This window comes from Anabaena catenula FACHB-362, assembly GCF_014698735.1.
GTDB lineage: Bacteria > Cyanobacteriota > Cyanobacteriia > Cyanobacteriales > Nostocaceae > Anabaena > Anabaena variabilis_A.
In genome coordinates this window covers 119,314-134,327 of the sequence record NZ_JACJTQ010000001.1, presented here as the reverse complement: position 1 = coordinate 134,327, position 15,014 = coordinate 119,314, and the positions used below count along the sequence as shown (strand labels likewise).

14 protein-coding genes and 1 tRNA gene are annotated in these 15,014 nt (G+C 40.9%); 8 read left to right on the top strand and 7 right to left on the bottom strand.

From position 1 onward, the window contains the following. Positions 1 to 9: 9 nt before the first annotated feature. Positions 10 to 1,113 (bottom strand): beta-N-acetylhexosaminidase, encoded by a 1,104-nt coding sequence (nagZ, locus tag H6G68_RS00645; protein ID WP_190905091.1) that lies wholly within the window; start codon positions 1,111 to 1,113, stop codon positions 10 to 12. 157 nt (positions 1,114 to 1,270) lie between these two features. On the opposite strand from nagZ, the gene pds reads away from it, so the two are divergent. The 4 genes from pds (at position 1,271) to H6G68_RS00625 (ending at position 5,334) form a co-directional block, all read left to right on the top strand. Continuing rightward, positions 1,271 to 2,737 carry a 15-cis-phytoene desaturase gene (gene pds, locus H6G68_RS00640; RefSeq protein WP_190904892.1) on the top strand — a complete coding sequence of 489 codons (1,467 nt, stop codon included), beginning with the start codon at positions 1,271 to 1,273 and terminating at the stop codon, positions 2,735 to 2,737. After that, entirely contained in the window at positions 2,721 to 3,653 is a 933-nt protein-coding gene (gene crtB, locus H6G68_RS00635; protein WP_127052306.1) for a 15-cis-phytoene synthase CrtB, read from the top strand. The genes pds and crtB overlap by 17 nt, the downstream gene beginning before the upstream one ends. Positions 3,654 to 3,760: 107 nt before the next feature. Beyond that, positions 3,761 to 3,852 (top strand) — tRNA-Ser (locus H6G68_RS00630). 159 nt (positions 3,853 to 4,011) lie between these two features. Continuing rightward, positions 4,012 to 5,334, top strand: a complete 1,323-nt coding sequence (locus H6G68_RS00625; RefSeq protein ID WP_190904891.1) for an ABC transporter substrate-binding protein — start codon at positions 4,012 to 4,014, stop codon at positions 5,332 to 5,334. Between the two features lie 157 nt (positions 5,335 to 5,491). Here the strand turns inward: H6G68_RS00625 and H6G68_RS00620 are convergent, their stop codons facing one another. Further along, positions 5,492 to 6,391 (bottom strand): hypothetical protein, encoded by a 900-nt coding sequence (locus tag H6G68_RS00620; RefSeq protein ID WP_190905090.1) that lies wholly within the window; start codon positions 6,389 to 6,391, stop codon positions 5,492 to 5,494. A 485-nt stretch (positions 6,392 to 6,876) separates the two neighbouring features. On the opposite strand from H6G68_RS00620, the gene ygfZ reads away from it, so the two are divergent. Together ygfZ and H6G68_RS00610 are read left to right on the top strand one after the other, a co-directional pair. Beyond that, positions 6,877 to 7,860: a CAF17-like 4Fe-4S cluster assembly/insertion protein YgfZ gene (gene ygfZ, locus H6G68_RS00615; RefSeq protein WP_190904890.1), complete on the top strand. Its 984-nt coding sequence runs from the start codon at positions 6,877 to 6,879 to the stop codon at positions 7,858 to 7,860. 364 nt (positions 7,861 to 8,224) lie between these two features. After that, a complete protein-coding gene (locus H6G68_RS00610) occupies positions 8,225 to 9,466 on the top strand; it encodes an RNA-guided endonuclease InsQ/TnpB family protein (protein ID WP_190904889.1) in 1,242 nt (413 codons plus the stop codon). Positions 9,467 to 9,518: 52 nt separating this feature from the next. Here the strand turns inward: H6G68_RS00610 and H6G68_RS00605 are convergent, their stop codons facing one another. The 5 genes from H6G68_RS00605 to H6G68_RS00585 all read right to left on the bottom strand — a co-directional run bounded on the left by H6G68_RS00605 (position 9,519) and on the right by H6G68_RS00585 (position 12,301). After that, complete coding sequence (locus H6G68_RS00605) at positions 9,519 to 10,286, bottom strand: DUF5331 domain-containing protein (RefSeq protein WP_190904888.1); 768 nt, start codon at positions 10,284 to 10,286, stop codon at positions 9,519 to 9,521. A 56-nt stretch (positions 10,287 to 10,342) separates the two neighbouring features. Continuing rightward, a complete protein-coding gene (locus H6G68_RS00600; protein ID WP_190904887.1) occupies positions 10,343 to 10,654 on the bottom strand; it encodes a (2Fe-2S) ferredoxin domain-containing protein in 312 nt (103 codons plus the stop codon). Between the two features lie 45 nt (positions 10,655 to 10,699). Further along, positions 10,700 to 10,933, bottom strand: a complete 234-nt coding sequence (brnA, locus tag H6G68_RS00595; RefSeq protein ID WP_190904886.1) for a type II toxin-antitoxin system BrnA family antitoxin — start codon at positions 10,931 to 10,933, stop codon at positions 10,700 to 10,702. Between the two features lie 108 nt (positions 10,934 to 11,041). Then, a complete protein-coding gene (locus H6G68_RS26990; protein ID WP_242045086.1) occupies positions 11,042 to 11,182 on the bottom strand; it encodes a BrnT family toxin in 141 nt (46 codons plus the stop codon). Positions 11,183 to 11,326: 144 nt separating this feature from the next. Continuing rightward, positions 11,327 to 12,301: a cysteine synthase A gene (locus tag H6G68_RS00585; protein ID WP_190904885.1), complete on the bottom strand. Its 975-nt coding sequence runs from the start codon at positions 12,299 to 12,301 to the stop codon at positions 11,327 to 11,329. 275 nt (positions 12,302 to 12,576) lie between these two features. Between H6G68_RS00585 and H6G68_RS00580 the strand changes: the two genes are divergently transcribed. Further along, positions 12,577 to 12,882 (top strand): hypothetical protein, encoded by a 306-nt coding sequence (locus H6G68_RS00580; RefSeq protein ID WP_190904884.1) that lies wholly within the window; start codon positions 12,577 to 12,579, stop codon positions 12,880 to 12,882. Between the two features lie 12 nt (positions 12,883 to 12,894). Further along, positions 12,895 to 14,976: a dynamin family protein gene (locus tag H6G68_RS00575; protein WP_190904883.1), complete on the top strand. Its 2,082-nt coding sequence runs from the start codon at positions 12,895 to 12,897 to the stop codon at positions 14,974 to 14,976. Positions 14,977 to 15,014: the final 38 nt, after the last annotated feature.

The window sequence follows — 15,014 nt, the reverse complement described above, 5'->3', positions numbered from 1 at the left end:
CGCAACTAGTTATGATGGCTTTTGATTTTGAAAAGTACAAGCAATTGCTAATTCCGCATTTTTTACTAAAGTCTCTTTGTCAAGTTGATAAACTGGATATTGAGGAGTTACGTCCAATAAATTCGCAATTCTATCCCTTGCCGCTTCTACAACTGCTGCATCTAAACTACCATTATTCAAACTAGCAGAAAAATCTTCAGCTATTTTATATGTCCGTTTCAAAGATGAAGAGTTGATATTTCGAGAAACTATAAATAAATCACAACCAGCATAAAAAGCTTGCGCCACCGTTCCTGATTGCATAAACATCTCAGAAACTGCTTTCATATCTAAATCATCAGAAACTATCACACCTTGAAAACCTAATTCTTCTCTCAAAATATCATTTAAAATAATTTTAGATAAAGTTGCTGGAACATCAGGATCGATTTGAGGAAACAAAATATGCGCTGTCATAATTAATGGAACCTGTTCCTTAATCAATGTTTGAAAAGGTATCAATTCCCGTTTTCGCAAATCTTCTAAACTTAAATTCAATATTGGTAATTCAACATGAGAATCTGTGCTAGTGTCACCATGTCCGGGAAAATGTTTAGCACAACCGAGAATTCCTCCTTCCCCTAGTCCTCGATAATATTCACGCGCACCTTGACTAGCCGTTTCGGGAGTAGTCCCAAAAGCGCGAGATCCAATAATCGGGTTTTGGGGATTTGAGAAAATATCAGCCACAGGAGACCAAGAAAGATTAATACTGAGTGATTTTAATTCTAATGCTGTGGCTTTTGCGACTTCGCGGGCTTGTGCTTTTAGCAAATAAGCATGAGGAAAACGGGTAATGGGTAAAGGTGTCCGGACAACACGACCACCTTCATGGTCTAATGTAGTGAACATGAAGTCACGTTCAGCATATTGGTGAATTTGGTCAATTAGCTGCTTGAAGCTTTCTAACCAAACCGGATAAGGTACACCATCAAGAAAATTTTTGGCGAAAAATATGACTCCAACTGGTTTTAACTCGTTTAGCGCTCGTTTATCATCATCGCTGAGGGTTGTACCAGAAATACCGAGAATCAGGTGATTACCAAAACTTTGGAGATGCTCAGATGTGTGCATAATTGGCTTACCAAAAGCAAATTCAATACAGTTTACTTTATCTTTAGACATCTTCAACTTCCCTGCCTTTTCAGGAAGTGATGCCAAATGTAACGGATTGCAACATATAATGAGAACGAGAAAACAATTAAGAAATATTGAAAAGCAGTAGGTTTAAATGCGAGTAGTGATTGCTGGTGCTGGTTTAGCAGGACTTTCCTGCGCGAAATATCTCATAGATGCAGGTCACACTCCCATTGTCTTAGAACGTCGGGATGTATTGGGTGGTCTTGTGGCGGCGTGGAAAGACGCTGACGGCGACTGGTACGAAACCGGGTTACACGCCTTCTTTGGGGCATACCCCAATATGCTGCAACTACTCAAGGAGTTGGGGATTGAAGACCGACTTCAATGGAAAGAGCATACACTGATTTTTAATCAACCAGATAAACCCGGAACACTCTCACGTTTTGATGTTCCCGATATTCCTTCTCCGTTTAACATCATTGCCTCGATTCTTCGCAACAACGATATGTTGACTTGGGAGCAGAAGATTCGTTTCGCCATTGGGTTGCTTCCAGCTATCGTTCGCGGTCAAAAGTATGTTGAGGAGATGGACAAATACAACTTCTCAGATTGGTTAAAAAGACAAGGTGTTGGTGAGCGGGTAGCCAGTGACGTGTTTATCGCTGCTTCCAAGGCGCTAACCTTTATCAACCCCGATGAAGTTTCCTCCACAATTTTATTAACCGCCCTCAATCGTTTTTTACAAGAACGATACGGCTCCAAAATCGCCTTTTTGGATGGTTCTCCCACAGAACGACTCTGCCAACCTATCGTTGATTACATCACCGAAGGGGGTGGACAAGTCAGACTAAATGCGCCCCTAAAAGAGATTTTGCTCAACCCGGATGGTACAGTAAAAGGGTTCTTGCTGCGCGGGTTAAATGGGGAGCTAGATGAAGAAGTGACAGCAGACTTTTACGTATCAGCCATGTCGGTTGACCCATTAAAAGTCATGTTGCCAGAACCTTGGAAGCAGATGGGATTTTTCCAAAAGCTGGAAGGTTTAGAAGGTGTACCAGTAATTAACCTCCATCTATGGTTTGATCGGAAGTTAACAGACATTGATCACCTACTTTTTTCTCGATCGCCCCTCCTCAGCGTTTATGCTGATATGAGCAACACCTGTCGTGAATATGCTAACCCCTCTCGCTCAATGCTGGAATTAGTTCTAGCTCCCGCCAAAGATTGGATTAGCAAATCTGACGAGGAAATTCTCTCGGCTACTATGGCCGAGTTGGAAAAACTCTTTCCCGACCACTTTCAAGGAGACAACCCAGCAAAACTGCTGAAATCTCACGTCGTCAAAACGCCGCGTTCAGTTTACAAAGCGACCCCTGGTCGTCAACAGTACCGTCCAACCCAAACAACTCCTATAGCCAACTTCTTTTTGAGCGGGAGTTACACCATGCAACGCTATCTAGGCAGTATGGAGGGAGCAGTACTTTCTGGTAAGCTAACAGCACAGGCGATCTCCGATAGCTGGCGTGGCGACAAAGAAGCCATAGCGCCATCGGTAGCAAACTCTTCCAACCTGCAAACGCTAACTCGACCGCCCGCAACGAATGCTGCAACTGCCTGATTCCCCCCCGCGCATGAAAACGCTGGTCTCTGTAGACGATTCCTACAAACTTTGTCAGGAACTCACAGCCAAGTATGCCAAAACTTTTTACCTGGGTACATTGCTGATGAGTCCGGCAAAGCGTCAATCTGTTTGGGCAATATACGCTTGGTGTCGCCGAACAGATGAATTAGTAGATGGCCCCGCATCTGCTATAACCACGCCAGAAACCCTAGATCTATGGGAAAAGCAGCTGGACTCGATTTTTGCGGGCTGCCCATTGGACAATTATGACGTAGCTTTAGTGGATACTCTCCAACGCTTTGCCATAGACATTCAACCCTTCAGGGATATGATTGCTGGTCAGCGCATGGATTTATATCGCAGTCGTTATGAAACATTTGAGGATTTATACCTCTATTGCTACCGGGTTGCTGGTACTGTGGGCTTAATGTCAACGGCAATTATGGGTATAGATACCAGCATCTATACAGCGCCCTGGCATCGAAACCAACAACCTTATATTCCCACAGCAGAAGCGATCGCTCTAGGAATTGCCAATCAACTCACCAACATCCTCCGCGATGTGGGAGAGGACGCAAAACGGGGGCGGATCTACATTCCCCTAGAAGACTTGGCAAAATTCAATTACACCGAACAAGACTTTTTTAAAGGTGTAGTAGATGACCGTTGGCGTTCTCTAATGCAGTTTGAGATTGACCGCGCCCGCCAATTCTATATTCAGGCAGACAAAGGAGTTAGCTACCTAGCACCCGATGCCCGTTGGCCAGTTTGGACTGCATCAATGCTGTATGGGCAGATTTTAGATGTGATTGAGCGCAATGATTATGAAGTGTTCAGTCAGCGTGCTTACGTTCCCCAATGGCAAAAATTTCGCACTTTGCCAGTGGCTTGGATGCGATCGCAAGTGTTATAGGGTCGTTTGTCAGTGGTCACTAGTGATTAGTAACTGACCACTGAACAAATGACAAAATAACTATTGACTTACCTAAAAATCTCTGATAACATTGTTGTCTATGACCGGGAGAGGTGGCTGAGTGGTCGAAAGCGGCAGATTGCTAATCTGTTGATGGAATCGTAAGGTCCATCCGAGGGTTCGAATCCCTCCTTCTCCGTTTTTAGCCGAGTAAAAATTAATATTTTCCTAGCACTTATACTTCTGGAGATGGATGCTATTATTTAGGCTTTGGAGTCTGGATAGAATTGATCTGGATTTTCAACCTAGTTTTATCCTACTTTCAGGCTCCTGAATATCCCAGGATTGAGAGTTATCCATGTCCAGAATTAGTGTTTCCCTAGCTTTAACTGTATTTACCATAGCCAGCGGCTTATTCATGGCCGCTTGTGATAATACCACCACAACTAACCCAACACCCACAGGAACTACCGCCACCCCAGCAGCTAACTCAACTACCCCAACCGATAATCCTAAAGGGTTGAAAATTGGTAGTTTGTTACCAACAACCGGTGACTTAGCCTCTATTGGTCAGCAAATGGTTGGTTCCGTTCCCTTACTTGTCGATACTGTCAACGCTTGCGGTGGTGTAAACGGAGAAAAAGTCACTTTAGTAGAAGTAGACGACCAAACCGACCCCAAAGCCGGTGCAGCTGGTATGACCAAATTAGCAACTGTAGATAAAGTAGCCGGTGTAGTTGGTTCCTTTGCTAGTAGCGTTTCTACAGCTGCTGTTTCCGTAGCTGTACCCAATAAAGTTATGATCGTTTCCCCTGGTAGTACCAGTCCCGTCTTCACCGACAAAGCCGCAAAAGGTGACTTTAAAGGCTTTTGGGCGCGGACTGCTCCCCCTGATACCTACCAAGCACTAGCTTTAGCCCAACTTGCTAAGAAAAAAGGATTTAAAAGAGTTTCTACAGTCGTAATTAACAACGACTATGGCGTAGGTTTTGAAAAAGCATTTGTGAAAACCTTTGAACAATTAGGTGGAACAGTAGTTAATAAAGATAAACCTGTCCGCTACGACCCCAAAGCCCAAACCTTTGATACTGAAGCAGGTGCTACTTTTGCTGGTAAACCCGACGCAGTACTGGCTGTGATGTACGCCGAAACAGGCAGTTTATTCCTCAAAGCAGCCTATCAGCAAGGTTTGGCAAAGGGAGTACAAATTATGCTCACAGATGGGGTGAAATCAGATACCTTTCCTGGCCAAGTTGGTAAAAGTGCTGACGGAAAATATCTGTTATCGGGCGCTATTGGTACAGTCCCTGGTTCTGATGGTAAAGCATTAGCAAGTTTCAAAACACTTTGGCAAGAGAAAAAAGGCGGTTCCCCAGGAGAATATGCACCTCAAGCTTGGGATGCTGCGGCCTTATTGACATTGGCAGCACAAGCGGCTAAAGAAAATACAGGCGTTGGTATTGCTGGCAAAATCCGTGAAGTAGCTGATGGAACTGGTACAGAAGTAACTGATGTCTGTGAGGGACTGAAGTTACTAAAAGAGGGTAAAAAGATTAACTACCAAGGAGCCAGTGGTAATGTCGATGTTGATGCCAATGGCGATGTCCTTGGTGTCTACGATGTTTGGACTGTGGGAGACGACGGCAAAATCAAAGTAATTGATAAAGTGAGTCCCAAGTAGAGGCAGAGGGGCAGGGAGCAGGGAGCAGGGAGCAGGGAGCAGGGAGTAGGGAGCAGGGGGAGTATTTCTCTATCTTTCTTCTACCACCTGTCACCTGTCACCTGTCACCTGTCACCTGTCACCTGTCACCTGTCACCTGCCCCCTGTTCCCTTTTAATTAAAACCCGCCAAAGTTGTAACCGACTCCTAACAAGAGACCGACATCGGTTTGATTAAAAAATCCTGCATTGACGGAGGCTGTGGCAGTAAAGCGATTATTTAGAGGTACATCAATACCACCAGTTACTAATACAGCCGTTTCTGAGTTATCACCAGTTTGAATGGCTGCACCGACTCCCACATAAGGTGCGATGGGTAGGCGTTCTGTAAATGGATCTCCTACTTGCTGAAAGGAGAAATCGTAAGTGATGGGAATGAGAAATAGGGTATTATCTCCTAGTATTACTGACGGTCTTATTGATAAAGACCTTGTGAAACCTATTTTGCTAATAACTGCGAAGTTACCATCGCCCAAGGCTGTACTTCCACCACTTAAACCAATATTGGCACCTACTCCAACATAGCTGCTACCGCCACGGGTTGATCTTCCTACATCAATATCCGATTGTGCTATTTGATTTGGCTGTGCTACTTGAGCCGCAGATGGTTGGGAAGTAGACTCTGAAACTACATCTGTCAGCATCATGGATGAGGTGGCGACTGTACCTGGAACGGGTATGATTGTCCGACTAGGAGTTTTTTCTGTAGCAGCATTGGGAAACTGGGGTACTTCGGCAAAGTTGGTGGCTGTGGATTCAGCTTCCACTTCGCTGTCTGGCATGATATTGGCAGCAAGCTCAGTTGCTCCTGTTTCAAAAACAGGTATTATGTCTGTAGAGGTGTTGGTGAGCGCTGGTACTTTGGCCAAAGTGGCTGCTGTGGATTCTGCATTCACTTGGTTGTCAGACATGACAGAATCAATAGGCTGTGGTGTCTGAGCATTTGCGGATAGGCTGCTACCTAAAACTGCAAGGGCGGCTAGACTTGGTAAGCACAAAAGATTTTTACGCAAAAACATCATATTCACATTCACTCCTACAAGAACCTACAATAATTATGGCAAAAAGGGATTCTGTTGGTTTAATTCAACAAATTTGAGCAATACTCAACATTTAACATCAAAAAATCGATTTTTACATCTTTAATTTGACATATGCACTTGGGATTTTACAGCTACCTATTGAATGGTAAGTACTCCGATAGAATTAATTACACACATTGTTTTCTTGTTAATAATTAAGCGTTAATACCTGTGGCCACACCTCCTGCTAAGGCACGCAAAATAAATCCAGTCAGTAGGTCAGTACAATAAAATCAAACTATGTAAAGAAATAGGAACTAGGCTAAAACCCTCTTTCCCCCTGCCTGATCCCAACGACAAATATTTATGCCGGACTACTTAGTTTCTTGACACTGGTAATTCAAAACAAGTTGAAGCCATAAACCCTTATTTGCTAAGATTTTCGGAGATGTCTATTCAAAAAAAAGCAACTCTGCAACACTATGCCAACATCTGCAATTGACGATAAAGAAGCAGCAGCTATCCACGCAGCGGCGGAAGGGGTTGCTGTCTGCGACAATCGCTCTCATTGGGGAATTATCCGTGTTTCTAATGATGATAGACTCCGGTTTTTACACGGACAAAGTACTAATGATTTCCAAGGACTGAAACCTGGAGAAGGCTGTGATACGGTGATTTTGACATCTACAGCCCGAACCATTGACTTGGTGACTGGCTATGTTCTAGATGATGCGGTATTGCTGTTGGTTTCACTTAACCGCCGTGAGTTGCTTATGCAATGGTTAGATCGTTATATCTTCTTTGCTGATAAGGTAATATTAACCGATGTGACTGATGAAACTGCAACCCTGAGCTTAATTGGGACTCAAAGTAACAGCATAATTGAAAAGCTGGGTGCTGGGGCGCTGATTGGTCAACCTGATGGGAATCATATCTTAGTTGATGGTGTGATATTTGCGGTGGGTAGCGGTTTGGCGACCCCTGGATATACGCTAATTTTGCCAGTTGCTGAAAAAGAAAAATTGTGGAATCAAATATTAGAATTGGGTGCGGTAGAGTTGAGCGATCGCGCTTGGGATATATTAAGAATATTACAAGGTCGTCCAGCCCCGGATTTTGAACTCACGGATGATTATAATCCCCTAGAAGTAGGTTTATGGCAGACAGTATCTTTTAATAAAGGCTGCTACATCGGACAAGAAACCATTGCGAGATTAAATACATATAAAGGTGTAAAACAATACCTTTGGGGAATTCGACTTGATGCTGCTGCGGAACCGGGAACCGTGATCACGATTGGGGAAGAAAAAGTGGGTAAACTCACCAGTTACACAGAAACCCCTGATGGTCACTTTGGACTAGGTTACATCCGTAGTAAAGTCGGTGGTGTAGGTTTAAAAGTGCAAGTTGGCGCAACTGAAGGGGAAGTAGTTGCAGTTCCCTTTGTATCTCACGAATATCCGTAGAAGGCTGCTCTGGCAGGATATATGTCCTATATTTTAGTGCGATTAAATCAAAAATCTGGATTTACAAGGGAAATGCTGAAAGCCCTGAAGTGAATCCTTCAAAACTTTTTGGTTTTGAAGAATGAACATCTTTTAAGTGAGGGATGAAAGCTAGTGGCAGGCTTTAGCCTGCATTGTCTTTTAATTTCAGGTTGTCTATCCACTCTTCTAATAAACTAGTTATTGTTCTGTCATTCTCAGCAGCGTATAACTCTAATTTATATCTTCTACGTTCAGATAACCGAATTGTTAATGATTTTGTTTTCATAAAGCACTAAAATTATTTGTGCATTTATATTAACATATACAGCAGGAGGTAAAACAAATGTATGGTTGTCAACAAATTAGAATTAATCCGAGTTCACCCCAGAAAGGAGTTTTAGAGTTTTTGTGTAGCGAGTCTGTAAAACTTGCCAATTGTGGAACATACTATGCTAGACAATTATTCTTGAAAACTGGGAAAATTCCTGGTAAATTTGATTTGCACCGCGAGTTAGGAAACAATCCACATTTTAGCTCAATGTATTCTCAAGCCGCACAGCAATGTTTAACAACAGTGGCGGAGTCGTTCAAGTCTTATATCGGACTTCTCAAAAGTTTTAAAAAAGGAACATTAACCCAAAAACCTAAGTTACCTGGATATAGAAAAGGTGGTTTTAATCTCGTAACTTTCCCAGGGCAAGCTGTTAAATTAAAAGACGGAAATTTAAGATTTCCCTTAGGCAGTAAAGTAAAAGTTTGGTTTGGAATTGACGCTTTTTATATTCTCATGCCCTCAAACCTAGAACACAAAAACATTCAAGAATATCGGATACTACCAAGGAATAATCAGTTCTATTTAGAGCTAGTTTACAAAATATCTCCTATCAAAGCTGACTTAAATATTGATAATGTTTTATCAATTGACCACGGTTTAAATAATTGGCTAACCTGCATCAGCAATGTTGGCACGTCGTTTTTAATTGACGGACGCAAATTAAAATCAATGAACCAATGGTACAACAAGCGAGTTTCAGTTTTAAAAGAAAATCAACCGCCAGGTTTTTGGTCTAAGCAATTAGCATCAATAACTGAAAAGCGTAACCGACAAATACGTGATGCCATCAATAAATCGGCTCGAATAGTTATAAATCATTGTTTGGGAAACAAGATTGGAACTATAGTTTTTGGTTGGAATACAGGACAAAAAGACACTATCAATCTTGGCTCTAAAACTAATCAAAAGTTTGTTCAAATCCCCACAGCACGACTTAAAGACCGCATTGCTCAACTGTGTGAACAATACAGTATCAAGTTTGTAGAAACTGAAGAATCTTATACATCAAAGGCATCATTCTTGGACAATGATATTCTACCTAAATACGGTGAAAAACCCGACTGGTGGAAAGAGTCAGGTAAAAGAGTTAGCCGTGGTTTGTATCATTCTCAAGATGGTACAAAAATAAATGCAGACTGTAACGGCGCAGCCAATATTTTCCGAAAAGTAGCGGTAAAGCTAGGGTTAAATCTTAGTGGAATCAGTAGAGGCGTTTTGATATCGCCGTTAAGATTATTTATTTGGTCTTAAGAATCCCCTCTCTAGCGAGACGCTTACGCGAACGGCTTTAGCCAGGGGAGTGTCAAAATTTGCGGGTAATTGTTTCGTCCTGTTCCCATCTCACACCTTGACAAAATTCATCTATCCAAGAAGGTAAACTACGGGCATGACTGGTAGGTGAAATATGAGCAACTTGTTTGACTGGAATGCTCATAAATTGAGGGTTGTGATTGGGTTTGTTAACTCTTGATAGGGAAGGCACAGCTTTGGTTTGATGAGGAACTGTTGTAGTTGTTGAGAGCGATAGCGCCAGCGCTGAAGCGTCAGGTTTGCGGAGCGTCTTATCAGTTTGCTTAAGTATTTGTTCCCGTCCCATTTCCGAAAGCGGTTTGGTTGGAGAATGGTGATTAACTGATGTAGTTACCGCACCCACCGCCACAGATTCGGGCTTTTGGTCCACATTTGTGGTAATTCTCAATAACACCTGTTTGTGTTCTTTTTGTATTGATGTATTTGCAACCTGACTCTTGGCTGGAGGCTTACTAACTACCTGGTTTTTAGCTAGATAATGCTGTGATTTTAATAAACGTAACTCTTCTTCAGGATTGAAGTTAAGACCTAAAGCCGCAACTATTTGATCCGGATTATTATTTAACTCTAGAAGAAAAGGGAGGATTTTTTTCAACTCAGGTTCTAAAATAGATAAAGTGGCTAAAATATAACCAGAAGAAGGTCGTCTGACACCATCATAGGAGTGCCAAATTCGCATTTTAACCAGCCACAAACGATTCTCTTCGCAGTAACTCAGCCACTTCATTTTTAATGATTGACGTAGCTGTTGAATATCCATTAATTCCCTCGCTTTATTTACAGCAAATTACAGAATTTATGTATTTTCAGTTAGCTTTATCCCTGGGGATGAAACCGATAATAAAGCATATATTTAACTTTTTTACCACCTAATAAATGTTGTTCTACCAGTCGCGGTATTTCTTGAGGTTTAACTCCACAATACCAAACCATCTCTGGTAAGACTAGCACCATTGGACCATTACCACATTGACCTAAGCAGCCACTAGCTGTAACTGTCACATTAAATACAGGTAAAGCTTGTAAAGCGGCTAAAACTTCCTCTGCACCTTGTTTTCTACAAGTACGATGTTGACATACTTGCACACAATTAGGAAGAGGTTTTTTCTGGGTTGGGACATTTGACATTTTTTTGATGTTAATTCACTAAAAATATCCAAATTTTTACTGTGTTTACCCACTAGTAACTTTTTTATCAAGACGTTCAGCCAGCCACAATTTAATAATAGAATCAGAAGTCACACCCAAACGCTTGGCTTCATGTTCTAAGGCTTCAATCATCCAAATCGGGAAATCAATATTAATTCGTTTTTGTTCATAACCTGGACGACGTGCTTGAGATAAATCTAAGAATTCAGTGATGTCTTCATCGTTGTCAAACTTTGCATCAAATTCTTCAGCTTTCATAAATACTTACCTCTTCGTTACGGGAACGACGAACTGAAATAATTCTTATTTTATCACTACGATAAGTAATGACTGCTGACCAATGTTTATCAGCAATCTTAGCAATGACTAAAAACGAGCCTCATCTTCGGTACGGGCTGGAATTTCAATCCGATTTACATCTATCCAAAGTTTCTGCGCTTCAATAAAATCAATGCCATGCTTGGTTTTATTAATTGCACTTTTGTTAGGATCAAATTCAAAGTCCATAATTATTTAAGGTTGTAACCTAGATGCTAAGAGATGTTTATCCATTGGTAGAAATAATTTTATTTCTGACTTTTTCTCACAGCAAAACTCAATTAAAATAAAGTTTTAGCATCGCCACCCAATAGTGGCGATAGGTAAAAACTTCTAATTGATCACTAATCCTTTACTCGCTAACCATTCACTATTAAATATCCGTGATTGATAGCGAGAACCACTGTCACACAAGATAGTGACAATAGTATGTCCTGGGCCTAATTGTTTAGCTAAAGCCACAGCCGCACCTACATTAATTCCCGTCGAACCACCCATTAATAAGCCATCTTTTCTTAATAGCTGGTAAACAACACGCAACGCTTCTGGATCATCAATTTGCATGGCATCATCAATCGGTGCGCCTTCCATATTGGCGGTAATGCGACTATTACCAATACCTTCAGTAATGGAATTACCTTCGATTTTGATTTCACCAGTTTTGATATAGCTGTATAGTCCGCTACCCAATGGGTCAGCAACAACACATTTAACCGCCGGATTTTGATCCTTCAGGTACATTGCTACACCAGCATAAGTACCACCTGTACCAGTCGCCGCTACCCAACCATCTATTTTACCGTCGGTCTGTTGCCAAATTTCTCTACCGGTGGTTTCATAATGGGCGAGACGATTGGCTAAATTATCAAACTGATTAGCCCAAATTGCGTTTTCCATTTCCGCCGCAATTCTACCAGATAGTTTGACGTAATTATTAGGATCTTTGTAAGGTACAGCCGGAACAGGACGAACTTCTGCACCCAAAGTAGTCAAAGCATCTATTTTTTCTTGGGATTGGGTGTTGGGAATAATAATCAAGCATTTGTAACCTTTAGCGTTGCATATATGCGCTAATCCAATACCCGTATTACCCGCAGTTCCTTCTACTACTGTCCCACCAGGTTTGAGAAGTCCTTTTTTTTCTGCATCTTCGATAATGTAAAGTGCAGCCCGATCTTTCACTGAACCACCAGGGTTGAGAAATTCTGCTTTAGCCAAGATTTCACAACCTGTTTCTTCACTAAAACTGTTTAAGCGAATTAGTGGTGTGTTGCCAATCGTGCCGACAAATCCATTTTTGATATCCATGTTGAATCTACCTGAGTTTTTCCCGATCTGCTTGCAGCAGCGCTTCGCTATCAAATTCTGACATTTAATCTCCATCCTATTGCGATCTTGTTACCGACAATTTCCGAAAAGCAAGTACAAAATATTGAATCTAAACTAGATGCAGCAATGGTAATATTACCTTGTTTATTTACTCCAGTAATAGGATAGCAACAGTGATTGTACTATTGTTTTCAATTCCTGGCGTAAATTACAATACAATATACTAAATAATGTCCTAAACAAGGTGGACGCTGATGAAATCTCCCGATGAACATAATCAAGAAATTCAACGTCAGGTAGAAAAGCGACTGCGAGAAATGGACGATCAAATCCATGCTATTGATGCACCTTTTTATAAAACGCAGAAACATCAACCAGAACAATCTCAAAAACCTTGGCTAAAAAAAGTAATTCTCGGTGGGAAATTTTTTGGCTTCGCTGTTGCAGCTTTGGTTGCAGTGCGAGTAGCCTCAGTTTTAGCGGGAATTGTTATTTTTGGGGCTTTGGCTTTTCTGACTTACAAGCTTTTCTTGGAATCGAAAATTAAGAACTCTAAATAAAGTGTCATCACCATGAATTATCAAGTTGGAACTGACAAATTTATCAATGATTTAGAACGTGTTTCTCAAGTTCGTTCTGAAATTTCTATTTGTTTAAGTCGAATCGCCGATACTATTAATCAAGCAGAATTAGCTGGAGATACTTCTTCTGGTAAGTTAAGTTTAACCAGAGATATTGAAGACATTACAGCCGCTAGTAAAAATCTCAGAAATGGTGTATTTAGGCTGTTGGTTTTAGGTGACATGAAACGGGGAAAAAGTACGTTTCTCAATGCCTTGATTGGTGAAAATTTATTACCTAGTGACGTAAATCCCTGCACAGCAGTATTAACAATTTTACGCTATGGAGCAGAAAAAAAAGTTACTATTCATTTCAATGATGGCAAAAGTCCGCAACAGCTAGACTTTCAAACCTTTAAATATAAATATACCATTGATCCGGCAGAAGCCAAGAAATTAGAACAGGAACAAAAACAAGCATTTCCTGATGTTGATTATGCCGTTGTTGAGTATCCTTTAACTTTACTAGAAAAGGGCATTGAAATTGTTGATAGTCCTGGGTTGAATGACACAGAAGCCCGGAATGAGTTATCTTTAGGATATGTGAATAACTGTCATGCAATTTTATTTGTCATGCGAGCTTCACAACCTTGTACTTTAGGGGAAAGACGTTACTTAGAGAATTATATCAAAGGACGAGGTTTATCAGTTTTCTTTTTGGTTAATGCTTGGGATCAGGTGAAAGAATCATTAATTGATCCTGATGATATTGAAGAATTGACAGCAGCAGAAACTAGACTTCGACAAGTATTTAAAGCTAATTTAGCTGAATATTGTTCTGTAGATGGACAAGATATCTATGAAGAAAGAGTGTTTGAACTTTCTTCAATTCAAGCACTGAGACGCAGATTAAAAAATCCCCAAGCTGATTTAAGTAACACTGGCTTTCCTGAGTTTATGGGGGCGTTAAATACGTTTCTGACTAGGGAAAGAGCGATCGCAGAATTGCGTCAAGTCAGAACCTTAGCTAGACAAGCTGTAAACCATACCCGCGAAGCGATTGACAGACGGATTCCTTTACTTGATCAAGATGTAGATGAATTGAAAAAACGGATTGATTCGGTTGAACCTGAATTTACCAAACTCAATAATATCCGTGATCAATTCCAAAAAGAAATTATCAATACCAGAGATGCTCAAGCGCGAGGAATATCTGAATCTTTTCGCAGCTATGTTTTAAACTTAGGTAATAACTTTGAAAATGATTTCTTGCGCTATCAACCAGAATTAAATTTGTTTGATTTCTTAAGTAGTGGAAAACGAGACGCTTTTAACATCGCGCTCCAAAAAGCCTTTGAACAATATATCACTGATAAATTTTCTGCTTGGACTTTAACTGCTGAAAAAGACATGAATGCAGGGTTTAGAGAATTATCTAATTCCGCTGCACAATATGGTGCTTCTTACAATCAAGTTACCAACCAAATCACCGAAAAATTAACTGGACAAAAAGTGAATATTAATACCCATTCTACCACAGAAGATGATAACTCTCCTGGATGGGCAAAATGGGCAATGGGTTTGTTATCTTTATCTAGAGGTAACTTAGCAGGTGTCGCTTTAGCTGGTGCGGGTTTTGATTGGAAAAACATCCTCTTAAACTACTTCACTGTCATTGGTGTGGGGGGAATGATTACAGCAGTGACAGGCATTTTTCTTGGTCCAATTGGCTTTGCTTTATTAGGTTTGGGAGTGGGAATTTTACAAGCAGATCAAGCACGCAAAGAATTAGTAAAAACTGCGAAAAAAGAATTAGTAAAATATCTTCCCCAAGTAGCAAATGAACAAGCTCCCATTGTTTATGATGCGGTAAAAGAATGTTTTAATACCTACGAAAAAGAAGTAAGTCAGCGCATTAATGATGATATTACTTCTCGAAAATCGGAATTAGATAATCTTCTCCAACAGAAGAAAACACGGGAAATCAATCGAGAGAGTGAATTTAAACGGTTTAAGAATTTACAGGAGAATGTTATCGAACAATTGCAAAAAATCGAAGCTGCTTACAGCAACTTATTAGCTTATTATAGCTAATTAAAAGTAGGTTGGGGAGCCATCGCCTTGGACGGGTT

Coding starts and splice junctions, on each gene's coding strand:
- nagZ (WP_190905091.1), bottom strand. CDS start 1,113: ATGCACACATCTGAGCATCTCCAAAGTTTTGGTAATCACCTGATTCTC.
- pds (WP_190904892.1), top strand. CDS start 1,271: ATGCGAGTAGTGATTGCTGGTGCTGGTTTAGCAGGACTTTCCTGCGCG.
- crtB (WP_127052306.1), top strand. CDS start 2,721: ATGCTGCAACTGCCTGATTCCCCCCCGCGCATGAAAACGCTGGTCTCT.
- H6G68_RS00625 (WP_190904891.1), top strand. CDS start 4,012: ATGTCCAGAATTAGTGTTTCCCTAGCTTTAACTGTATTTACCATAGCC.
- H6G68_RS00620 (WP_190905090.1), bottom strand. CDS start 6,391: ATGTTTTTGCGTAAAAATCTTTTGTGCTTACCAAGTCTAGCCGCCCTT.
- ygfZ (WP_190904890.1), top strand. CDS start 6,877: ATGCCAACATCTGCAATTGACGATAAAGAAGCAGCAGCTATCCACGCA.
- H6G68_RS00610 (WP_190904889.1), top strand. CDS start 8,225: ATGTATGGTTGTCAACAAATTAGAATTAATCCGAGTTCACCCCAGAAA.
- H6G68_RS00605 (WP_190904888.1), bottom strand. CDS start 10,286: ATGGATATTCAACAGCTACGTCAATCATTAAAAATGAAGTGGCTGAGT.
- H6G68_RS00600 (WP_190904887.1), bottom strand. CDS start 10,654: ATGTCAAATGTCCCAACCCAGAAAAAACCTCTTCCTAATTGTGTGCAA.
- brnA (WP_190904886.1), bottom strand. CDS start 10,933: ATGAAAGCTGAAGAATTTGATGCAAAGTTTGACAACGATGAAGACATC.
- H6G68_RS26990 (WP_242045086.1), bottom strand. CDS start 11,182: ATGGACTTTGAATTTGATCCTAACAAAAGTGCAATTAATAAAACCAAG.
- H6G68_RS00585 (WP_190904885.1), bottom strand. CDS start 12,301: ATGGATATCAAAAATGGATTTGTCGGCACGATTGGCAACACACCACTA.
- H6G68_RS00580 (WP_190904884.1), top strand. CDS start 12,577: ATGAAATCTCCCGATGAACATAATCAAGAAATTCAACGTCAGGTAGAA.
- H6G68_RS00575 (WP_190904883.1), top strand. CDS start 12,895: ATGAATTATCAAGTTGGAACTGACAAATTTATCAATGATTTAGAACGT.